This is a genomic window from Eubacterium sulci ATCC 35585 (assembly GCA_001189495.1).
GTDB lineage: Bacteria > Bacillota > Clostridia > Peptostreptococcales > Anaerovoracaceae > Eubacterium_B > Eubacterium_B sulci.
The window spans coordinates 1008213-1031660 of sequence record CP012068.1 but is presented as its reverse complement, the minus strand read 5'-3'; the positions used below and the strand labels follow the sequence as shown (position 1 = coordinate 1031660).

The window sequence follows — 23448 nt, the reverse complement described above, 5'->3', positions numbered from 1 at the left end:
ACATGACAGAGAAGATGAAAGAAATAATGGAATATTTACAGGAGTGTAATAATTTTTTCCTCGCAACAGTTGAAGATGGAAAACCTTTTGTTCGTCCTATTAGTGTTTTATGTGAGCATGATAATAAGATTTACTTCATTTCAAGCAATCACAAGCTTGTATATGACCAGATTAAGCAGAATGGTAATGTTGAGATTTGTGGTATGAATACACATGGTTCATGGGTAAGAATAAATGGTAAGGTTGAAGAGGATGAAAGTCGTGAGGCAAGAATAGCACTTATGGATTCAGATATTGATGTTATAAGCTCAGTTTACTCAAAGGAAGACGATATAATGCCAGCGTTCTATTTTGAAAGTGGAACAGTTAGACTTTGCTCTTCTAAGGGAGAAAACAAGGTTATAGAACTATAATGATTTTACCTCACCACTGATGATGGTGAGGTATTTAATTTATAGTCAAATGGAGGAGAGAATATGTCACTAAATGATATAATTAGTCAAATTGAAAATGATAGTAGAAATTACGAATATACTAAGAGAAATATTCCACCTATACTTCAAGTGAACAGTAAAGCAAAAGTTTTAATTATAGGACAAGCACCTGGAAAGAAAGTTGAGGAATCACTTATCCCATTTAATGATAAGTCGGGTGATACTCTTATTTCTTGGATGGGAATAGATAGGGATACATTTTACTCAGATAAAATTGCAATACTGCCAATGGATTTTTATTATCCAGGAAAGGGTAAAACAGGTGATTTACCTCCAAGAAAATTTATCGCAAATGAATATCATGAGTCAATTCTTAATGAGTTAAAAAATATTGAGCTGACTATCTTGATAGGAAAGTACTCTATGGATTATTATTTAAAAGGACAAATGAAAAAAAATCTTACAGAAACTGTCAGATGTTTCGACGAATATCTGCCTAGATATTTTCCAATTGTTCATCCAAGTCCATTGAACTTCAGATGGCAGGCAAAGAATCCGTGGTTTATAGAAAATGTTGTTCCAGTGCTACAAAAAACAGTTAAGAATATCTTGAAATAGATTAAAAGACCTTGCATTATGCAAGGCCTTTTTGATATACATGTCTACTTGTTTAAGTTTGATGTGCGTCTTCTTGAATAAATTAATGTTGCCATAGCAAGTCCCGACATAATAACTACAGAAATAGCTACTAGCATATTATTTGAATCACCAGTATTTGGAGCAGATGTTTTAATTGACTGTGATGATATATTTGTAGTTGAAGGTGAAGCAGCATTATTTGATGGAGATGCTGGGTTGCTTGGATTCACTACAGGATTAGTTGGATTTACTACTGGATTTACAGGAGTCACAGGACTAGGCTGTGCAGCTGCAATATTGACATAGTATGGAATATTAAAACTGAATCCGCCATTTGCTGCATTTCCATATACAAGAGCAACATTTACAATTCCGTTTGTAACCTCAGCAGTTGGCGTGCCTTCAACAACTACACTATAACTACCGTTGCCATTATCGATAAGTCTTGCAGTAAGGCCAGCTATATCTGTATTCACAACTGCCTGTGTAGGGTCTAGCTGAATGCTTGATGCATTGTTTGTTGCAAGAGACTTGTTGAAATTAATTGTAGAACTATATGCTGTTCCTACTGTACCATTATCGAGTCTGTTAGTGCTAATCTCTAGCTTTGCTCCTGAATTAAGATTACCAAATTTACTATTGTCTATAAATAGGTTTCCACCATTGTTTGTCATTGCTGCATATATTTCGCTGTTTGTAAGATTAAGAGTTGATCCAGAGCTTATTGTAATAGGGCCTTCAAAAACGGAATTTTTTACAGTTGTATTTGAGTTATCACCTGTTTTAAGCTTTACTGTATAGCCATTATTATCCTTGTTGAAATAAAGATTATCAAGAGTTGTACTTGAGTTATTAGCAGTTTTTATAGTAATGGAATTGTTGTTATAGTAATATGGATTTAAAACTGTTCCTTCTGTTTCATCACCATATCCCTTTACCGATGTTATATTAGATGGGATTTCGAATTCGGGATCTGAATTATTTGATGTTCCGACATTAATCTGTCTTTTTCCAAACTGCCACTCATTAGAGCTATCCATTGCAGTCTTGTTAGCATTGTAATAACTTTGAAGTGACTGATATGATGCATTGTTTATAGTGTGTGACTCATCTGCAAAGGCAAGAGTAGTTCCTCCAATTACAAGAGTTGTTGCAAGTGCAGTGGACAATGCAAAAGATAATATTTTGTTTTTTAGCGTGGATTTTTCATTTTTCCTCCTATGTGCGATTCAATACAATTTTTTAAAAAACATATAGTTCGTATCCACTAACTGTGAGTTTTAAACAATTTCATAACAATAATAGTCTAAATGCAATTAAATCTATGTGAATTATAAGTAGTTTTATGTAAGAGGAATGTTTTGATTATTTTTTTTATATGGTATAATTAGTCTGTCAATATTAAAATGGAAATTGATATTCTGACTAATTTTATGCAATATAATATGTTTATTTATTTTAACAAAGTGTATAAATATATTGGCTCGATTTTAGAAGTAAATGAGTCGCTATATCGTTTAAATTAGCCGGAAATACATTTTGCTACACTGTTTAATATAGATATATGTAGCATTTTTTTATGGATGAAGATAAAACTAAAAATTAAATGGAGGATTATTATGAGAACAGAAACGCATGGTAAAAAACTCTTTGTGCTTGCAATTGCATTTGTTATGATTGTAAGCCAGTTAGTAACGGCTATACCAGCTAGTGCCGCAACAGTACTACCTATAGCTCAGTATGTAAGATCAGAAGGAACGGTAGAAAATGTAGCCGCAAATAAAGCTAAGTACAATGGAAAGGTAACAATAAATGTACCTATGACTAGAGTGCTAGGGGCACTTGAAAGCGAGATGCAAACTGCTGCTAATGCTGGACTTTATCCTCATGGTAAGGATGGAAAGAATCAGATTGCATACATAGAATATAATGTGACTTTTCCAGAGAATGTCGATATTGGTACTATCACAAAGACAAACACTGCATCAATGATAGACGGAAATCGCATTGATTCAACTGTTAATGGAAGAACAGTTAACTTTAAGATACATCTAAAGGACGTTAACTGGGCAGGAATCTTAAATTTCTATAATGCGGATAAGGCTGACCCAGATGCTCATACAGTAAAACTTGAGATACCATATTCAATTACTGCAAATAGCAAGGCAGAAGCTGAAAAATTTGAAAGTGAGAAAATAACAGCAAATGGCGATTTTTCAACATATCCAAATGGGATTGCAGCTACGCTTAAGTTTGGTCTTCAGACATATGTAACAGACATTGCAAATGTACCATTTACAGGTGGACTTCCAGATTCACCAAGCTTTCCTGAAGATCACGGTACAAATAGTCTTCTAGAGGGTGACCTTACAATAGGTACCGATACAGAGCATGACAGTGTAATGACAACATCTAAGGATGCAGTTTTTGATATGACAGGCGTACTTAATATTAAGCCTGTTAAAGATGAGATGAGACGTCTTGAGACTACATTCCAGACAGCATATGCAGCAGGGGTAACGATTGAGAATCTTGATACAGAGTTTGAAGCTTCGTTAACTCTTCCAAATGGACTAGAGTTTAAAGATGCTAATCCTACAGTTGAACTCACAGGTGCTAACGGAATATTTGAAATAAAGTCTCAGAATGTAAATAACGATAAGATCAAAATAAAGCTAGGACTCAAGAATTCTGCAAGCTATACTACATATAACATGCTTTCAACAGCGATTAACAGTGTGGATGACAATCTAACTGTTACAGTTAAGGGAATTAAGTTCTCTGATTCTGCTACACCTAATACCAATTATACTATGACAGGTTATTTAGGCGGAACATTTAAAGCTAAGGCTACAAATGCCGCTAATAAGACAATTAACTTTGATTATAAATGGACTGCAAAGCAGTCAGCAAATGGAGCTGATGCTATTGCACCAAACGATTTGGATCAGATTACATATACAGTTAAGTATTCACTTCCAGCAGAAGTTGTAATGCAGTCAGAAGAAGATTTGATGGGAGATATTCTCATCGGAAACGAAACAGAACACGATGCAGTTTATGTGAGCAAAAAGAATGTAAAACATGAGTTTACAGGACTTCTTGATGTAAAGCCTATTAAGGATAAAATGACAGCTATAGAAAATTTCTACAATAATCCTTTAGGAAATCAAGTAACGCTTAGCGATATCGACACAACATTTGTATCAAGTCTTGAACTGCCTGCAGAGATGGAATTTACTTCATCAACACCAAGAGCTACTCTAGAGGGAGATAAGGGTGTATTCAAGATTACAAATGTACAGAAAACCGGAAATAAGGTTACTGTAACAATCAAACTGGCAAAGACTTATGTTAACTACGATGATCTGTCACGTGATATAAAGTCAGTTGATGATAATCTAAAAGTTAAGCTTGATGGTGCTGTATTTACTTCAGCTGCAAAACCAAATACTAACTATACAGTAAAGGGTGAAGTTAGTGGAGCATTTTCTGGTAAGGCTATCATGAACTCAAATGGCAAGGCTGTAAGATTTGATTTTAAATGGAATGGAAAGCAGTTACCAGAGGGAGCAGATGCAATTGCGCCAACTGATTACAACAATATTACTTTCACACTAAAGTATACAGATAGTGTAAAACCAAATAAGCCTAACACAGGTGATACTTCTAACCTTCCGCTATACCTTGCAGCAGCAGGACTTGCTGGACTTGGAATCGTAGCTGGGATGATATATAGAAGAAAGAAACAGAAATAGTTCCAAAAACGCTGACTTAGTTCAGCGTTTTTTTATGTAATAATTTGATTTTATATTACTTTAGAGTAGAATATATGTTATAGAGTAATTCAATGATAAATATATATAGCTAGGAATGGAGAAATTATGAGACGTAAAGATAGACAAATAAATGATTTTATGGAAATATATGATATAATCAAACGCTGTGATATATGTCGAATTGCATTAAATAATGACGGATATCCATATATTTTACCTCTAAATTTTGGAGTAAGTGTGGAAGACGAAAAGCTGACTTTTTACTTTCACAGTGCGCTAGAAGGTCAGAAGCTTCAGCTTATAGAAAAAGATAATAGAGCAAGCTTTGAAATGGACTGCAATCATGAGCTTCAGTATTTTGAGGAAAGAGGTTATTGTACTTATGCATATGAGAGCGTAATGGGAAAAGGTCATATTTTGATGATAGAGGACGAGAAAGAAAAATTCGAAGCACTTGAAATTTTGATGGATCACTATCATCCTGGCAAGAAAGCTTGGTTTAATCCAGCTGCAATTCCGCGTACAGCCGTATATAAGCTTGTAGTAGAGGAATTTACTGCTAAGAGAAAAGAAGTAAAGAAGAGGGAAGACCATTGAGTAAACAGAAGAGAGCCGATTTACTTTTTGTAATAATAACAGGATTTTGGGGCTCAACATATTATCTTACTGATTTGTGCATGAAAGAAATGCCACCTATGTTTCTAAATGCGTTTCGCTTTATTTCTGCATTTTTGATTTTAGGAGTAGTGTTCTTCAAAAAAATAATTAAGGTTAACTTAGTCACGATTAAATACAGCATTTTAATAGGCATTGCTTTGACGGGAACATATATTTCATATGCATATGGAATATCAAGAACTTCGCTTTCTAACGCAGCGTTCATTTGTGCACTTCCAGTTGCTTTTACACCTTTGCTTGAATTTGTATTCAAGGGGATAAAACCATCTAAGAAGCTATTAGCCTGTCTTATCCTATGTGTTTTTGGACTTGCGCTTCTGACACTTAGCGATACACTTAAACCTAGATCAGGAGATATAATTTCTCTTGGTGTACCTTTATGCTATGCTATAGATTTAATTATTACTGAGAAGGCTGTGAAAACGGAAGGGGTAGATGCCCTTAATATGGGTGTTTTTGAGCTTGCCTTTGTTGCTATTGTAACTTTGATTTTATCATTTATTATTGAGAAACCTCGCTTGCCTCAGTCAACGTCAGTATGGGTAGCAGCACTTTTTCTAGGCCTATTTTGCACAGGTATTGCATTTGTTGTCCAGGCTATACAGCAGAAGTATACAACAGCTAGTCATGTAGGTCTTATTTTTACTCTAGAGCCAGTATTTGCCTCTGTAATTGCATTTGTGTTTGCAAATGAGATACTTAGACCTAGAAGCTATGTTGGTATGGTTTTGATGGTTATAAGTCTTATTTTGATGGAAGTGGATATTCCTTTTTTTAAATCTAAATCAAAGGATGTACAGGACTAAATTGAGGTGATACATACATTGAAGATTTTGGTAGAGCTTTTTACATCATTTATGCGAATAGGTGGCTTTACATTTGGCGGTGGATATGCAATGCTACCACTTATACAAAAAGAAATAGTCGATAGAAGAGGATGGGCTAGCGACGAGGAAGTTTTAGATTATTTTACTATTGGTCAAATTACCCCAGGTGTTATTGCAGTTAATACCGCGACTTTTATAGGATATAAAAAGGCAGGTATTTTAGGAGGAATGGTCGCTACACTTGGAGTTATTTTTCCTTCAATAGTAATAATAAGTATAATTGCAGCTTTTTTGACAAATTTTGCGGATTTACCAGTCGTTATACATGCATTTAATGGAATTAGAGCCTGTGTATGCGTTCTGATTTTGATTGCTGTGTATAATATGGGTAAGAAGTCAGTTATAGATGTTTTTACAGCAATAATCTTTGTTGCGACAGCTGTTTTAGCCATTCTTAAGATAACTTCACCAGTAATACTAGTTATTGCAGCTGGGCTTATAGGGGTTGTTTTTCAGCTCATCAAAGCCAAAAGGCAGGTGAAGTAGATGAAACAGTTACCACTACTAATTTACTATTTCTTTACAACAGGCTTGTTTTCAATAGGCGGAGGACTTGCAACTCTTCCGTTTCTATATGAAATAGGGCGAAAAACTGGATGGTACACTGCAGGGGATGTTGCTAATATGGTGGCTATTGCACAAAGTACTCCAGGACCTACTGGAATAAATATGTCAACCTATGTAGGCTACATGCAATTTGGTATTTTAGGCGCTGTTCTTGGTCCTATAGCAATAGTTGCACCTTCGTTTATAGTTATAATAATTGTATCAAAGCTATTAAATAAATTTAAGGAATCAAAGCTTGTTCAGGATTCTATGTATGGACTTAGAGCTGCTTCAACGGGGCTTATATTTGCAGCAGCTTTCAGCGTCATAGAAATTTCAATATTTAACTTTGGTAATACAGGAGCGATTACCGAATTTGTAAGGTGGCCATCTCTTGCATTAGCAGGATTTGTGCTTGCGCTTCACCTTTGGAAGAAACCACATCCAATAGTGCTTATAGTATTATCAGGTTTTATAGGGGTTATATTTGAGTTATAGGGTTTAGAGCAAAACCTTTGATTGAGAGGGGAAATAATGTACGAAATACTAAATAAAATAAATGGACCAGAGGATGTCAAAAAATTAAACATCAAGGAGCTAGAGAATCTTGCAGAAGATATAAGAGAAGCTCTTTTTAATAGGCTAACAAAGATAGGCGGACATTGCGGACCTAATTTCGGTATGGTTGAAGCTGAAATTGCCCTACACTATGTCTTTAATTCGCCTAAGGATAAGATTGTTTTTGACGTATCTCACCAGTCGTATCCACATAAGATGTTAACTGGAAGAAAAGAAGGCTATATTTGTGATGAGCATTTTGGTGATGACTCTGGCTATACTAATCCAGAAGAGAGCGAGCATGACCTGTTTAATATAGGGCATACGTCGACTTCTATTTCACTTGCCACAGGGCTTGCTAAGGCTAGAGACATCCTCGGAAGGAAGGAAAATGTTATAGCTATTATTGGAGATGGTTCTTTATCTGGAGGAGAAGCTCTAGAAGGTCTAAATGTTGCTGGCTCAGAAATTGAATCAAATCTAATAATTGTTGTGAATGATAATCAGCAGTCGATTTCTGAAACACATGGTGGAATATATAAAAGTCTTTCAGAGCTTAGGAAGACACAAGGAGAGTCAGAAAATAATATATTTAGAGCTTTCGGTCTAGACTATGTTTATGTCGAGGACGGTAATGACATAGCAAAAATGATAGAAGCATTTGAGAAACTAAAGGATATAGATCATCCAATAGTTATGCATATAAATACTATCAAAGGAAAGGGTTATGAGATTGCCGAAAAAGACCGCGAAAATTGGCACTGGACACTTCCTTTTGATAGAGAGACAGGAAAGCTTAAAGTTGAATGGAGCGATGAACCAGAATATAGCGATTTAGCTAGAGAATACGTGATTAATAAGGCAAAGGCTGACAGTTCATTTATGGTTATTACACCTAATATGCCTGGTTGTTTAGATTTATCTAAGGAAGATAGAATTGCACTAGGAGATCAGTTTGTCGATGTTGGAATTGCTGAAGAGCAGTCTATAGCAATGGCTGGAGGTGCAGCAAAGGCAGGCGCTAAGCCTTTGGTATTTACTAGTGTAACCTTTATGCAAAGAGCATATGACCAGATATCTCACGATATTTGTATAAATAGCTTACCTATAACAATTCTCCTTACATCAGCTTCATTTGCTAGCATGAGAGATGTGACTCATCTAGGGATCTTCGGAATTGCTGAGTTTTCAAATATTCCTAACCTAGTAATAATCTCACCGTCATCAAAGGAAGAGCTACTTTCGGCTCTTGATTGGTCGGTAGATCAAAGAGAGCATCCTGTAATGATTTTGATGCCAGGAAATGAAGTAAACAGTAGAGAACAGATTCTTAGCATTGGAGAACTGGATAAATTCGAGCTTACTCAAAAGGGTGAAAAGCTTGCAATCATAGGGCTAGGGGGTTTCTACCAAAAGGGCGAAGGACTTGCTAAGGCTGTAGAAGAGAAATACGGATTTAGACCTACTTTGATAAATCCGAGATTTGCATCTGGTATTGATAAAGAACTATTAGACTCATTAGCAGAGACTCACAAGCTAGTTATAACGCTTGAAGATGGTATTCTTGCTGGTGGTTTTGGACAGAAGATAGCTTCGCATTTAGGAACCAGTAATCTTAAGGTTAAAAACTATGGACTAGAGAAAAAGTTCTACGATAGATACAATGCTAAAGCACTTTTGAAGGAGCTTGGCATGGATGATGAGTCAATTTTAAATGACATAAAAGAGATGCTATCGCTTTAACGCTTGTATTTTCAACAACGAGATTTTTGAGCCAAGTTTATTGCAAAAAAACATTGCAAAAACTTGGCTTTTATTTAAAATAATAGGCGACATTTTAGCATATATAGGGTATACTATTACGGTAACAACAATATATGTTGTATTTTTATGTATTCAATAGTCAGGAGATTTTTTTGATGAAAACAATAATTAAAAGGAGTATGGCAGAGGAACGCTATTCAGGGGATAAGATTGTTAAGGCAATGGAAAAAGCGTTTATATCTGTCGGAGTTGAGCACGATGCTGATCTAATTGCAGATTTACTTAGACAGGTTGAAGCAGAGTTTGCAGATAGAGAGCAGGCTGGCGTTGAGGAAATCCAGGACGCAGTTGAGCGTGTAATGATGGCTAATGGTTGCTTTGATGCAGCTAAGAGCTACATTCTTTATAGAGAGAAGAGAGCTGAGATGCGTAAGATCAGAGAAGCTCTTGTAGCAGAGATTGGTGACGAGAACCTTCTTCCAGTTCTTGCTTCAATTCAGTCAAGCTATGAGCATTATGACCTTACAAGACTTGAGGCTAAGTATATTGCTATGCAGAAGCCTGATAGCACTATAGATGCTAGACTAGAGCTTTTGACAAAGTCAGCAGCTGAGCTTACAACACAGGAGGAGCCTAATTGGGAGAAAATTGCAGGTAGACTTCTTTACTACACATTTAGCAGAGAGCTTAAGAAGACCGAGGAAAACTACGGTCTAACTTCATTCTATGAGAAGCTTCGCTATTTGACATCAGAGGGACTTTACGGAAAATATATCCTAGATAGCTACAGCAAGAAAGAAATAGAAGAGGCATTTGAGTTCATCGATGATGAGCGCAATAACCTATATACATATGCAGGACTAGACCTTCTAATAAGCAGATACTTGATTCATAACCGTTCACATGTTGTTTTGGAATCACCACAGGAGATGTACCTAGGTATAGCTCTTCACCTTGCTCTGAAGGAAGGCGAGGATAGAATGACATGGGTTAGAAAGTTCTACGACATTATGAGCCTTCAGAAGGTCACAATGGCTACACCTACCCAGTCAAATGCAAGAAAGCCATATCATCAGCTTTCAAGCTGCTTTATTGATACAGTACCTGATTCACTTGATGGAATTTACAGCAGTGTATCCAAGTTCGCCGATGTTTCCAAGTTTGGCGGCGGCATGGGAATGTACTTTGGTAAGGTAAGATCTAGAGGTGGAAGCATCAGAGGCTTCGAAGGAGCAAGCGGTGGAGTTATTCGCTGGATCAGAGTTGTTAACGACACAGCTGTTGCAGTAGATCAGCTAGGTATGAGACAGGGTGCTGTTGCAGTTTACCTAGATGCATGGCATAAGGATCTTCCTGAATTCTTGCAGCTAAGAACAAACAACGGTGATGACAGAATGAAGGCTCACGATGTATTTCCAGCTGTTTGCTATCCAGACCTTTTCTGGAGACTTGCTAAGGAAAACCTAAACCAGGATTGGTACCTAATGGACCCACATGATATCATGCAGATAAAGGGTTACTGCCTAGAGGATTCCTTTGGTGAAGAATGGGAGAAGCGTTATTGGGATTGTGTAAATGACGTTAGAATATCCAAGAGAGTAATCGGGCTTAAGGAACTTGTAAAGCTAATTCTTAAGTCAGCGGTTGAGACTGGAACACCATTTGCTTTCTATCGTGATACAGTAAATAGAATGAATCCTAACAAGCACAAGGGTATGATTTACTGTTCAAACCTCTGTACTGAGATTGCTCAGAACATGAGTGAAGCTGAGATTGTAAGCACAACAGTAGAAACTCACGAGGGCGATGAGGTAATTGTAACAAGAACCAAGCCAGGAGACTTCGTCGTGTGCAATCTCGCATCACTTTGCTTAGGAAATATAAACGTTCACGACAATAAGGAGCTAGAGGACATTACTTCAACTGTAATCAGAGCTCTTGATAATGTAATCGATTTGAACTTCTATCCTATAAACGATGCTAAGCTTACAAACCAGAAATACAGAGCTATAGGTCTTGGAGTTTCAGGTTACCATCACATGCTAGCTAAGAATAGAATTAAGTGGGAATCAGAGGAACACCTCGCATTTGCAGATAAGGTATTTGAGGACATAGGATATGCTGCAGTAAAGGCGAGCAATGAGCTTGCCAAGGAGAGGGGTTCATATAGCTTATTTGAGGGAAGTGAGTGGCAAGACGGAAAGTACTTTGATCGCAGAGAATATAACTCAGAGAGATGGCAAAAGCTAAAGGCTAGTGTTGCTGAGAATGGAATCAGAAATGCTTGGATAATGGCAACTGCACCTACAAGCTCAACTTCAATTTTGATAGGTACAACAGCTGGACTTGACCCAGTTATGAATAGATTCTTCCTTGAAGAAAAGAAGGGTGCTATCTTACCTAGAGTTGCTCCAGAACTTTCAATGGCTACATACTGGTACTACAAGCAGGCTCACTACATTGACCAGACATGGTCAGTAAGAGCTGCAGGTATACGCCAGAGACATATTGATCAGGCGCAGAGCTTTAACTTCTGGATAACTAATGACTACAAGATGAGTCAGCTTCTGAACCTATATATACTAGCATGGGAAGAGGGCGTTAAGACTGTTTACTACGTAAGATCTAAAGCGCTTGATCCAGAGGATTGCGATAGCTGTTCAGCATAATATAGAGAAATCTAAAAGAAGTCTATTATAGAATGAGATTAGGAGAATCAAATGAGCGATATGATAATGAAAAAGCCTCTATTTAATCCAGAGGGCGATATTGATGTAAGAAATAGAAGTCTTATTAACTTTGATACAACAAATATCAATGACTTCAACAACATGAAATACGAGTGGGTTTCTGACTGGTACAGACAGGCTATGAACAACTTCTGGATTCCTGAGGAAATCAACATGCACCAGGATAAGAGCGATTATCCAAAGCTTCTGCCTGCGGAGAGAACTGCATATGATAAAATTCTGAGCTTTCTAGTTTACCTAGACTCAGTTCAGTCAGCAAATCTACCTAATATCTCACAGTATGTTACAGCAAATGAGATAAACCTATGCCTCTCAATCCAGACTTTTCAGGAGTGCATACACAGCCAGAGCTATAGCTATATGCTAGATACAATCTGTAATCCTACTGAGAGGAACGATATTCTATACCAGTGGAAGACTGATGAACATTTACTTAACAGAAACCGTTTTATCGGTGACCTATATAATGAATTCGTTGATAATCCAAACAAGGATAGCTTCCTAAGAGTTTGTATAGCTAACTTCATTTTAGAGGGTATCTATTTCTACTCAGGATTCATGTTCTTCTATAACCTTGGAAGAAACGGCAAGATGCCAGGAAGTGTTCAGGAAATCAGATACATCAACAGAGATGAGAATACACATCTATGGTTATTCAGAAATATGCTCATGGAGCTTCGTAAAGAAGAGCCAGGTTTATTCAATGATGAGAACCTAGCTGTTCTCCGTGAAATGATTATGGAAGGCGTAGATCAAGAAATCGCTTGGGGTAAGTATGTAATCGGAAATGAAATACCAGGTCTCAACGAGAAGATGGTAGAGGATTACATCAAGTACCTCGGAAACCAGAGGTATTCATCACTTGGACTTGGAACTCTATATGAGGGTTATGAAGAAGAGCCAGAAAGCATGAGATGGGTATCACAGTACGCTGATGCTAACATGGTTAAGACAGACTTCTTTGAGGCTAAGTCTACAGCTTATGCTAAGAGCAGTGCTATCGAAGACGATCTCTAAAAACAAAATTCCTCGCGTTTATGCGCGAGGAATTTTTTATCAAAGAATGAAACGTGTAGTTTCCTTCTTTTATTACATTTTCTCAAAATCTGAAGCTGGATGCTTGCAAAGAGGGCAGATATAGTCTTCTGGAAGTTCTTCTCCTTCGTACTTATATCCACAAACCTTACATACCCAAACTGTCTTGTCAGACTCAGCAGGCTTTTCTGGCTTAGGCTTGATGTTGCTCTGGTAATAATCATATGTAGTAGATGGAACATCTGAAAGAATCTCTGCATCTGTAACCTTTGCAATGAATAGGGTGTGGCTACCGCTATCTAGAGTTTCTTCAACCTCAGCGCTAATAAATGCGTTTGTACCCTTTGTTACGTAAGCAAGACCATTTTCGCTAATCTTGTATGAATCATAGCCTGCAAACTTATCAACATCTCTACCGCTCTGGAATCCAAAGTGTTTGAATGTATCAAAATCTGCTTCCTGACTTAGGGCAGAAATATTGAATTTCTTGCTCTTCATAACAAGGTCATGAGTATAGTTAGCCTTGTTGATTGAAATACAGACTCTTAAAGGAGTTTCACTTATCTGCATTGCTGTATTGATGATACATCCACTGTGCTTGTCGCCATCCTTTGATGTAAGAACATACAAGCCGTATGAAATCTTAAATAGTGCGTTTTTATTCATTTTTAAACCTTTTACCTTCTAATCCTTATTATTTTATATAAAGAAACTTATAGTCTATTAATACCACGAATTATGATTTTTAAAAATAAAAAACATTATAGCGAAAAATTTAATTCCTACACATTTTGATAACAAAATTAGATTATAATATAGATAATATGAATCGAAAGGAAAGTCATGTATATAAGTGAGAAACTACAGAAAAGCTATTTACTAAGAACGGTGCTTATGTTAATCGTAAGTCTTACCATATGTATACTTGTTTACAATAATTTTTCTATCTATCAAAAGCCTATAGCAAAGGTAGCAAGTGTAAGCGAAGAAAAGTATAAGGATAAGCAGCTTCAAAACATAGAGCTTAAACTCATGAACACCAGTGATAAAGGTAAAAGTGTAAGTGTCCATAATAAATACGATGTATCTCATGTCTATGATGAGAAGTACAGCAAGGGAGATATAGTTTTTCTTAATGCCAAGCACACAGAAATTATAGGACTAAAAAGGGATTATTTCATAGCCATCACATTTATGATATTGATGAGCCTTCTTGTTATATTCGGAAATAAGAAGGGGCTTCTTGCTTCGCTATGCCTTATTGTCAATGTTATATTCTTTTATTTAATCATACTTGCTTATATGAAGGGAATGAACATACTTCTCCTTACGGTTCTTGGAAGCCTTGGTTTTACAATTATTGTTTTGAGTCTTATTAATGGAATAAATAAAAATATGTTAGTTTCACTTGCAGCTACTGTGGCTGTAAGCCTTATTGTTCTCGGACTAGCGTCTGCTTTGGTATATATGTCAAAGATAGATTATGATTTCCTTGACTTCATACCTGAGCCTTATACAAGAAATCAAGCTAATCAGTTTTTCCTTGCTCAGATTATCATAGGCTGTCTAGGTGCAGTTATAGATGTAGCGGTTACAATTACTGTTGCAAGTTCAGAAGTAATAAATAAGAATCCTCACATACAAATAAATGAACTTATGAGGTCAGCAAAGGCCGTAGCTGATGATATAACGGGAACGATGATAAGCGTTGTACTTTTCACAAATATAGCTGCTATAATTCCGACGTTTATAATTTCAGTAGCAAACGATATAGAATATAAGACGGTTATGCGTTTTGATGCTTATTTTGATATAGTGAGATTTCTCATGGCTGCTGTTGCAATTCTAATTGCTATTCCAGTATCTGTTTTGGTTTCTTCAATAATGTTAAAAAGAGGGGGTAAGGAGATATGATGATAATTATTCTTGCATTAGTTTTTCTTACATTGTCCCTTCTAACAGGAGGAGATAAAACAGCAAAATCGCTTATAACAGTGTGTATTGACTTTGTTGTATTGCTTATTTCCATAAAGCTTATGAACATGGGAATTTCGCCTATAGGAATTTCAGTTATAGCAGTTATTTTGATAACAGCTATAACCGTGTATTATCAAAATGAGGTGAATTTAAAGACTCACGCTGCATTTATTTCGGTTCTGCTAACTGTGCTTGCGATGTTTGGTCTAATATGTCTTATAGTTAAATTAGCTCATCTTCAAGGATTCACTGCTATTGGCGGTGAGCATATAAATGAGACCAATGGATATAAGGGTAACATCGGAAGAAATATGTTCGCAGTACAGGTTGCAGTAGTAGTGTTTGCTCTTGCTGGATCTATAATCGATACAGCAGTTGCTATAAGTTCGGGCATGTATGAGGTTTATAGACATGAGCAAAAACTCAGCTCGAGAGAACTTTTTGATTCAGGCATTAACATAGGAAAAGAGATATTAAATTCAACTGTTAATACACTGGTATTTATCTTCTTTGGTGAGTATATGCTTTTGATGGTAAATTACCTTATGTTTTATTCGTTTTCAACAATGATAAATTCTAAGGATTTTGCTCAAGGTGTGACGACTATAAGCGTATGCGTAATCGGATGCGTTTTGATAATACCTATAATATCTTTTATTTCTGCCTATGCTTATACAGCATTTTCAAAGGAAAAGAGAATTTAGTGATTAAATACACCCAAAAAGTGAATAAGTTCTAAGAGGGATATTCAGATTAGAGAATATAGAGAACAAATTTACTTTTAGGAGATGTAATGAATAGAAGCGTAGTTAAGAAGGTAAAGGGCTTTAGAACTGAAGATGGAGCAGGGGTTAGTCTCGTGAGAGTTTTGAGTCATAAGGATATAGAGGCATTTGATCCAATTTTGATGCTAGATTCCTTTGATAGTGTGAATCCTGAGGATTACATTGCTGGCTTTCCTATGCACCCACATAGGGGTATTGAGACGGTAAGCTATGTATATAAGGGAGGAATGCAGCACAAGGACTCAATGGGAAATGAAGATACCATTTCTGATGGTGAAGTTCAGTGGATGACAGCCGGATCAGGAATTCTCCACGAAGAAGCTCTTCCTGCAAGTGAGAGGATGCTAGGGGTTCAGCTCTGGCTTAATCTTCCAGCTAAGGATAAGATGTGCAAGCCTGAATATCATAGCATTAAGAATGCTGACATCAAGGAATTTAATATAGAGGGTGGAAAGCTTAGGCTTTTAGCAGGGCAATTTGGTGAGCACATGGGTCACAAAGGAAATTATCTACCTTTTGATTATTATGATATACACATTGCTTCCGGTAAATCTGTAGAGTTAGATATGGAAGAAGATAGTTCCGTTATGATATTTACTCTTTTAGGCAGTGTTTCTATTGAAGGTGAGCATGTAGAAGAAAAGACTGCTGCAAAGCTTTCTGATGGTGATAAACTTAAGATTACAGCTAATAATGGAGATGCACAGGTCCTATTTATGAGTTCTAAGAAGCTTGAAGAGCCTGTTGTATGGGGTGGTCCTATTGTTATGAATACTAGGGATGAACTACTAGAAGCTTTTGATGAGCTGGATAAGGGCACTTTCCTAAAGGAAAAAATAGATTATTAGTATTTGATTTTTTCATACATATATAGCATAATTAGATAAAGATTATTATTTCATGAATTTTTAGGAGGAAAGAGATGAAGTATCACAGATTTTTCGCATGGGCTGCAGTTGGATGTTTTGCTGCTGCAATGATTACAGGATATAAGAGAAAGTAGTAACTATCGAGGTATTATGGCAAGGACATACGAAATCCAAAAAATATCCATAGATGAGGTTATCAATGATGGCCAAAAGGAACAGATTAGAAAGAGCATTGTAATAAATAAAATTCAGACTATCTGTATTGCCTTTTTTGGCATATCGTTTGCAATCGTAGCAGGAGCTTCTGTTTTTTTTAAAGCAAGAGATACCAAGTTCATTGAGACTGGTGCTGGTAAGATTTGTGGATTAATTTTGGCGCTCAGCATTATCGCCTATATAATAGTTCATTTCCTTGCTGGTGCAATTCCAAAGAAAAATTGGAAGTGTCCGCACTGTAATGAGAGCTTATCTTACTTTGTACCTAGTGGAACAAAGGCTTCAGCAGGCAATAGGAGAGCTCAGATAATCTCAGAGAGAAAGGGACTTCGCATCGGAAGAGTTGACAAAAGTTTTCTGATGGTTCCGGAGAAATGTCCTTACTGTGATCAGAAACTGCTTACAGATAAGGAATAAGCTTTTCGGCTATTTCTTTTGTCGATAATTTATTGGAATCTATGCTGATATCAGCTATGGATTCGTAGATTTTAACACGTTCATTAAGCATAATGGATATTTCCTTTATGCTTTTTTTATTTCTTAGAAGAGGTCGGGATTCATCTTTTTCAAGCCTAAATATAACTGTTTCAGGACTTACTTTTAGATAAATGCATCTGCCACTTGCTTTGATGAGTTCTCTATTTAGGGGATTTAATGGAAGGCCGCCGCCGCAATCTATGATTTGTCCGTCGTTCTTTGATATATCACAAAGAAGCATATGCTCTTGCTTTCTGAAAAAAGCTTCGCCATGCCTATCAAAAATATCAGATATACTCATGCCAATACGATTTTCTATTAGTTCATCTGTGCTAATTAGTTTTCTGATATTAATTCTATCTAGCTCTAATGAAAGACTAGACTTGCCACTTCCCATGAACCCGATAATATATAAGTTATCCATTTATCCATACCTATTTTCAATATAATTACTTTAGATTATAATGGTTATGTAATATTGCTTCAATAGTATGGAGAATTTAGATGAGAAATCTTGATGGTAGATCAAAGCTTTACGCATTATTTGCAAGCCCGTGTGAGCATTCGCTTTCACCGCTTATACAAAACAGTGCCTTTGAACAATTGAATATAAATGCTGCTTACATGGCTTTTGATGTAGATGAAGAGCATATTGGCGACGCTGTTTCATCTATGAGAACTTTAGGAATAGCAGGTGCAAACATTTCAATGCCTAATAAAACTGCTATTATAGAGTATCTTGACTATGTCTCAGAAGAGGCAAGATTTTGCAATGCAGTCAATACTGTTGTAAATAAGGAGGGAAGACTATATGGCTATAATACAGACATCTTTGGTGTTGAAATGGCAATAAAAGACTTAGGTGTCGATGTTTCTACAAGCAAGGTGTGTATTCTTGGTCTTGGCGGTGCTGGGCAGGCAGTTTTATACGCTCTTGCAAGAAATAATGTCAAGAAGGTCAGTGTATTTGTGAGAAAGCAAAGCATGGAAACCAGAAAAGCTTATATAGATAAAATAAGAAATAGTTTTAACATAGATGTGAAGATATATATTGCCGAAGATAAAGCACTTCTATCAAAGCTAGTAAATGAGGCTGATCTGCTAATAAACGCAACAAAACTTGGAATGGGGCAAGACATAGATAAAAATCCATTAGATGACAAAATAAAGCTTCCTAAGCATATATGCGTTTTAGACTTAATATATAATCCTGGTGAGACTAAACTTTTGGAAAGGGCAAAGAGAGAGGATTGCACTAAATATTCAAATGGTCTTCCTATGCTTGTATATCAAGGAGTAAAGGCATTTGAGTATTTTACTGATAAGCAAATAGATAATTCTTATATTTTTGCTAGGCTTGAAAATGCTTTTAAAATTTGATATATTTTTGTGTATAAAAATTACTAAAGGGAGATAAACATGCTAAAAATAAATAATCTAAGCAAAATATACGGCGACAAAAAGGCTGTAGATAACTTGACATTACATATACAGAAGGGTGAGATTTATGGCTTTATAGGGCATAACGGTGCAGGTAAGACAACTACTATCAAGTCATGTTGTGGAATTTTAGAATTTGATGAAGGCGAAATCTTCATCGATGGAGTATCAATCAAAGAGAATCCTATGCTATGTAAGGAAAAAATTGCATATATCCCTGATAATCCAGATCTATATGAATTTCTATCCGGAATCAAGTATATCAATCTTATAGCAGACATTTTTGGAGTTTCAGAAGAGGATAGAGCAGAGAGAACACGTAAATTTGCAGATTTATTTGGTCTTACATCTGATCTAGCACAGCCAATTAGCTCATACTCACATGGCATGAAGCAGAAGCTTGCCTTGATTTCTGCCTTTGTTCATGCACCTAAGCTTATTATCATGGATGAGCCTTTTGTTGGACTTGATCCTAAGGCGGCATTCCTGCTTAAGGAAGAGATGCGAAAGCACTGCGATAATGGTGGTGCAATATTCTTCTCAACCCATGTGCTTGAAGTGGCAGAAAAGCTCTGTGATAAGGTTGCTATTATAAAGCAGGGTAAGCTAATTGCATGTGGAACCATGGAAGAAGTTAAGGGAAATACTTCACTTGAGAATGTATTCCTCAATTTGGAGGGAAGCGATGCTTAAGATATTGATGAAGCTGCGCTTTCTGGAAATAATGAACCAGATGCAAGGCAGCAAAAAGAAAAAGAAGAATGCAAATATTTTAGGTCTTATTGCCCTATATCTAGTTGCATTCATAGCAGTAGGATTTTTGTTTACGCAAATATTTCATTCTATCTGCGTGCCATATAATGTGATAGGACTTGACTGGTTATATTTTGCTTTTTGCGGAATAGTTGTTTTTTCACTATGTTTCTTAGGAAGTATTTTCCTAACGCAAAAACAAATATATGATGCAAACGATAATGAAATACTACTGTCCATGCCAATAAAGCCAATACATATAATTTTATCACGTATACTATCACTGCTTGGACTAAATTATATATATGCAATTGCAACAACTGCACCTGCGATAATTGTGTATATCTATGATATTGGATTTAACTTAGGAATATTCATTGTATTTATATTGATGTTACTATTTTTGCCAGTTCTTTCAATGACATTTTCCATGATGTTTGGTTGGCTTATTGCTTGGATATCTAGCAAGGTTGCAAAACCAAAGATTATAATCGTTGCATTTTCACTTATTTTCATGCTTGCATATTTTTATCTCTGCTTTGCATGGCAAAATTTGATGTCAGAAATGGCTAAATCTGGAGCTGCTGTAGCTGAGATATTCCAAAAATATTTAGCTATCTTCTATGTATATGGAAGGGCAATTGCTGATACTGATATTCTTTTCGTATTACTATTTATACTAATATGTTGCGTTCCATTTGCGCTCGTATGCTATTTCCTCAGTAAGAGTTTTATATCAATTGCTACGAGATCAAAGGGAGGAAAGAAGATTGTATATCGTGAAAAGAAGGTTAAGGCAAAGAGTATTAAATCAGCCCTCATAAGTAAGGAATTTGCAATGTTTATTGGTTCGCCAACATATATACTGAATGCAGGTGTTGGTGTGGTATTTATGCCACTAATATGCATATACCTTCTATTTGGAGGGGAAAGCCTAAATAACTATGTAGGAATGCTAGGCATTGATGTAGTAGGATTATTCATCTGCATGGGTCTTGGCTTAAGTACAGGAATGGTGACTATTTCTAGTCCAAGTTTTTCACTAGAAGCAAAAACTCTTTGGATTTTGAAATCACTTCCTATAAAGGAAAAGGATATTATATTCGCAAAGCTAATACCACATCTTTTGTTCAGCTTGCCATTCATAGTTATAAGCGGTACAATCATCCAGTTTGCAATTGATTTAAATCCTGTTGACAGAGTAATGGTATTTCTAATTCCAATGACAACAACTTTGCTAAATGCTATGATTGGACTTCTCCTAGGCATGTGTTTTCCAAAGTTTAATTGGACGAATGAGGCTGTTGCAATCAAACAGTCTAGTGCACCACTTCTTTCACTTCTATGTGGATTTGCAATAGAAGGTGGAGTTATAGGTCTGCTATTATTGTTTGTAAAAGAAGAAATATTTAAGCTTAACCAGCTCACAAGTGTTGTACTCGTACTTTATCTCATAGTTTGTTTAATTATGGCTATAATATTAAAGCTAAAAGGCGAGTCATTATTTAAAAAAATGCAGGTATAGGAAGGGCTAGGGCTATAGGACAATGAAAAGGTGGTACCTCGTATGAGTTGCCACCTTTGTGATTTATGCGTATTCTATTTAGTTTGCATCAACTATGAGCTTACATATTGATTTGCTAAATTCAACTGGATCATCAATCTGTATTCCAGAAATGAGGAGAGCCTGATCGTATAGAAGGTTTGCGTAAACTTCTAGTTTTTTACCACCAGCATCATCACTCTTAATTTTATTTAGTGCTTTAAATACGCTATGCTCAGGGTTTAGTTCAAGAACTCTTTCAGCCTTGATACCTTGGTCCATAGGCATTGCACTTAGAATTTTTTCCATTTCTAGTGATATATCTCCCTTAGTAGTTAGGCATACTGCAGATGATTTTAGACGAGGGGAGAGCTTTACTTCGCTAACCTTATCACCAAGAGCATTCTTGATATCCTCAAGAAGTTCTTTGTTGTCCTCCTCAAGCTTTTTCATATTTTCCTTAGCTTCTTCAGTATCGTCTTCAGCAATGTCCTCAGCAGACACAGACTTGAAAGGCTTATCCTTATACTGACCTAGGATATTGAAAACGAATTCATCCATTTCATCTGTTAGATAGAGGATTTCATATCCCTTTGATTTAACAAATTCAGTCTGAGGTAGAAGGTCTATCTTTTTGATGGATTCACCAGCTGCATAGTATATTGCATTTTGGTCATCTTTCATTCTTTCAAGATATTCTGCAAGGGTTACATTTTTCTGCTCAGTAGAGGAATAGAATAGAACTAAGTCCTCAAGAACCTCTCTATTCATACCATAAGATTCATAGAGCCCATACTTAAGTTGTTTACCGAAGTTTTCAAAGAACTTTTCATATCCATCTCTATCGTTCTTTAGGAAGTCCTCAAGGTCTCTTTTAATCTTTTTTTCAACATTTTTTGCAATGTTCTTAAGCTGTCTATCTTGTTGCAACATTTCTCTTGAAATATTGAGAGAAAGGTCCTGGCTATCTACAAGTCCTTTGACAAAGTTGAAGTAATCAGGTAGTAGGTCCTTGCATTTATCCATAATCATTACGCCACTAGAGTAGAGCTGAAGTCCTTTTTCGTATTCCTTAGTGTAATAATCAAAAGGTGCATGTCCTGGAATGAACATCAAAGCCGTAAAGCTTGAAACACCTTCAACATTTGTTCTAATCACTCTTGCAGGATCCATATAGTCCATGTACTTGCTCTTATAGTAATCGTTATATTCTTCAGGCTTTACTTTGCTCTTTTGGCGCTTCCAAATAGGCTCCATTGAGTTTAGAGTCTCTAGCTCATTATACTTTTCAAATTCAGGTGCTTTGCCTTCCTCTGTCTCTCCTACAGGTCTTGATTTTTCAACCATCATACGAATAGGGTATCTGATGTAGTCGGAGTACTTTTTAATTAGATTTCTAATTGTGTATTCCTCAAGGAAGCTAGAGTAGTTTTCACCATCTGTATCTTCTTTGATAGTCAGTACTATTTCTGTACCATGTCCATCCAGGCTTGCCTCTTCAATAGTATATCCATCTGCACCACGTGAAACCCAGCGATATGCCTCATCACTGCCAAAAGCCTTTGATGTAACGCTTACGATATCAGATACCATGAAAGCAGAATAGAATCCAACACCAAATTGTCCAATGATGTCGATATTCTTTGCTTTAGTATTCTCGTCTTTATTCTTTTCCTGTTCTTCCTTGAAGCCTAGCGAGCCACTCTTTGCAATAGTACCGAGATTATTTTCAAGCTCATCTTTACTCATTCCGATACCGTTATCTCTAATTGTAAGTGTCCTAAGCTCCTTATCAGGTGTTATCCGGATATAGAAGTCATTTCTTTTGATTCCGAGCTCTCCAGATGTCAAGCTTTTGTAATATAGTTTATCTAAGGCGTCGCTTGAATTGCTGATAAGCTCTCGCAAAAATATCTCCTTATTGGTGTATATAGAGTGAATCATCAAATCAAGCAATTTCTTAGATTCTGCTTTAAATTGTTTTTTAGCCATGTTTGTCCTCCATAATATTTATTAGCACTCGGTATACTAGAGTGCTAAGTATAATTTAGCACTAATGATTGTCTTTGTAAAGTGATAATCAAATATTTATTTTATGTATAGGAAAAAATGGTATAATACCGTTATGAATAAGGTAGCAAAAAAGAAAAATAGAAGGAAAAATAAAATAGATAAGCAGAGACTAATAATAGTTTTGAGCGCAATTCTTCTAGTATTAGCTATTTTTATTTGGGTTAAGGCATATAGATATATAAATACTTATGATGGACTAGGAGGGACTAAGGAGTATCCGAAAATGGAATACAGCAGTGAAGGAT

General features: G+C 36.1%; 21 protein-coding genes. 17 read left to right on the top strand and 4 right to left on the bottom strand.

Translation table 11 applies throughout. The annotated features are described in order from the left end of the window. Positions 1-14 precede the first annotated feature (14 nt). Together ADJ67_04755 and ADJ67_04750 are read left to right on the top strand one after the other, a co-directional pair. Positions 15-413 (top strand): NimC/NimA family protein, encoded by a 399-nt coding sequence (locus ADJ67_04755; protein ID AKT47678.1) that lies wholly within the window; start codon positions 15-17, stop codon positions 411-413. 63 nt (positions 414-476) lie between these two features. Next, the gene (locus ADJ67_04750) at positions 477-1052 is read left to right on the top strand and encodes a uracil-DNA glycosylase (protein ID AKT47022.1); all 576 of its coding nucleotides are present in this window, start codon (positions 477-479) and stop codon (positions 1050-1052) included. A gap of 44 nt (positions 1053-1096) precedes the next feature. Here the strand turns inward: ADJ67_04750 and ADJ67_04745 are convergent, their stop codons facing one another. Continuing rightward, the gene (locus tag ADJ67_04745) at positions 1097-2242 is read right to left on the bottom strand and encodes a hypothetical protein (protein ID AKT47021.1); all 1146 of its coding nucleotides are present in this window, start codon (positions 2240-2242) and stop codon (positions 1097-1099) included. A gap of 450 nt (positions 2243-2692) precedes the next feature. Between ADJ67_04745 and ADJ67_04740 the strand changes: the two genes are divergently transcribed. From ADJ67_04740 to ADJ67_04705, 8 genes are all read left to right on the top strand, one after another. Beyond that, complete coding sequence (locus ADJ67_04740; GenBank protein ID AKT47020.1) at positions 2693-4831, top strand: hypothetical protein; 2139 nt, start codon at positions 2693-2695, stop codon at positions 4829-4831. A 126-nt stretch (positions 4832-4957) separates the two neighbouring features. Further along, positions 4958-5449, top strand: coding sequence for an MFS transporter (locus ADJ67_04735; protein ID AKT47019.1), 492 nt, complete (start codon positions 4958-4960; stop codon positions 5447-5449). After that, on the top strand, positions 5446-6336 hold the full coding sequence (locus tag ADJ67_04730) for a hypothetical protein (GenBank protein AKT47018.1): 891 nt from the start codon (positions 5446-5448) through the stop codon (positions 6334-6336). Before ADJ67_04735 ends, ADJ67_04730 begins: the two co-directional genes overlap by 4 nt. An 18-nt stretch (positions 6337-6354) precedes the next feature. Continuing rightward, the gene (locus ADJ67_04725) at positions 6355-6903 is read left to right on the top strand and encodes a chromate transporter (protein ID AKT47017.1); all 549 of its coding nucleotides are present in this window, start codon (positions 6355-6357) and stop codon (positions 6901-6903) included. Continuing rightward, positions 6904-7461, top strand: coding sequence for a chromate transporter (locus ADJ67_04720; protein AKT47016.1), 558 nt, complete (start codon positions 6904-6906; stop codon positions 7459-7461). Between the two features lie 36 nt (positions 7462-7497). Then, the gene (locus ADJ67_04715) at positions 7498-9264 is read left to right on the top strand and encodes a 1-deoxy-D-xylulose-5-phosphate synthase (GenBank protein ID AKT47015.1); all 1767 of its coding nucleotides are present in this window, start codon (positions 7498-7500) and stop codon (positions 9262-9264) included. Between the two features lie 176 nt (positions 9265-9440). Then, positions 9441-11954 carry a response regulator SirA gene (locus tag ADJ67_04710; GenBank protein ID AKT47014.1) on the top strand — a complete coding sequence of 838 codons (2514 nt, stop codon included), beginning with the start codon at positions 9441-9443 and terminating at the stop codon, positions 11952-11954. A 51-nt stretch (positions 11955-12005) separates the two neighbouring features. Next, a complete protein-coding gene (locus ADJ67_04705; GenBank protein ID AKT47013.1) occupies positions 12006-13052 on the top strand; it encodes a ribonucleotide-diphosphate reductase subunit beta in 1047 nt (348 codons plus the stop codon). A gap of 72 nt (positions 13053-13124) precedes the next feature. On the opposite strand, the gene ADJ67_04700 is transcribed toward ADJ67_04705, so the two are convergent. Then, positions 13125-13736: a flavin reductase gene (locus tag ADJ67_04700; GenBank protein AKT47012.1), complete on the bottom strand. Its 612-nt coding sequence runs from the start codon at positions 13734-13736 to the stop codon at positions 13125-13127. A 177-nt stretch (positions 13737-13913) separates the two neighbouring features. Here ADJ67_04700 and ADJ67_04695 point away from each other — a divergent pair, with 177 nt between their 5' ends. From ADJ67_04695 to ADJ67_04680, 4 genes are all read left to right on the top strand, one after another. Then, the gene (locus ADJ67_04695) at positions 13914-14984 is read left to right on the top strand and encodes a hypothetical protein (GenBank protein ID AKT47011.1); all 1071 of its coding nucleotides are present in this window, start codon (positions 13914-13916) and stop codon (positions 14982-14984) included. Next, positions 14981-15751 carry a hypothetical protein gene (locus ADJ67_04690; GenBank protein AKT47010.1) on the top strand — a complete coding sequence of 257 codons (771 nt, stop codon included), beginning with the start codon at positions 14981-14983 and terminating at the stop codon, positions 15749-15751. The genes ADJ67_04695 and ADJ67_04690 overlap by 4 nt, the downstream gene beginning before the upstream one ends. A gap of 89 nt (positions 15752-15840) precedes the next feature. Beyond that, positions 15841-16680, top strand: coding sequence for a pirin (locus ADJ67_04685; protein AKT47009.1), 840 nt, complete (start codon positions 15841-15843; stop codon positions 16678-16680). A 171-nt stretch (positions 16681-16851) separates the two neighbouring features. After that, positions 16852-17334: a hypothetical protein gene (locus tag ADJ67_04680; GenBank protein ID AKT47008.1), complete on the top strand. Its 483-nt coding sequence runs from the start codon at positions 16852-16854 to the stop codon at positions 17332-17334. Here the strand turns inward: ADJ67_04680 and ADJ67_04675 are convergent. After that, positions 17318-17818: a hypothetical protein gene (locus ADJ67_04675; GenBank protein AKT47007.1), complete on the bottom strand. Its 501-nt coding sequence runs from the start codon at positions 17816-17818 to the stop codon at positions 17318-17320. The genes ADJ67_04680 and ADJ67_04675 overlap by 17 nt on opposite strands. A gap of 80 nt (positions 17819-17898) precedes the next feature. Between ADJ67_04675 and ADJ67_04670 the strand changes: the two genes are divergently transcribed. The 3 genes from ADJ67_04670 to ADJ67_04660 are packed head-to-tail and all read left to right on the top strand — an operon-like array spanning position 17899 to position 21112. Then, positions 17899-18774: a hypothetical protein gene (locus tag ADJ67_04670; GenBank protein ID AKT47006.1), complete on the top strand. Its 876-nt coding sequence runs from the start codon at positions 17899-17901 to the stop codon at positions 18772-18774. 39 nt (positions 18775-18813) lie between these two features. Further along, positions 18814-19527, top strand: a complete 714-nt coding sequence (locus tag ADJ67_04665) for an ABC transporter (protein ID AKT47005.1) — start codon at positions 18814-18816, stop codon at positions 19525-19527. Further along, on the top strand, positions 19520-21112 hold the full coding sequence (locus ADJ67_04660) for a hypothetical protein (protein ID AKT47004.1): 1593 nt from the start codon (positions 19520-19522) through the stop codon (positions 21110-21112). Before ADJ67_04665 ends, ADJ67_04660 begins: the two co-directional genes overlap by 8 nt. 78 nt (positions 21113-21190) lie before the next feature. Here ADJ67_04660 and ADJ67_04655 read toward each other — a convergent pair whose 3' ends face one another. Beyond that, on the bottom strand, positions 21191-23122 hold the full coding sequence (locus ADJ67_04655; protein AKT47003.1) for a chaperone protein HtpG: 1932 nt from the start codon (positions 23120-23122) through the stop codon (positions 21191-21193). Between the last annotated feature and the right edge of the window lie 326 nt (positions 23123-23448).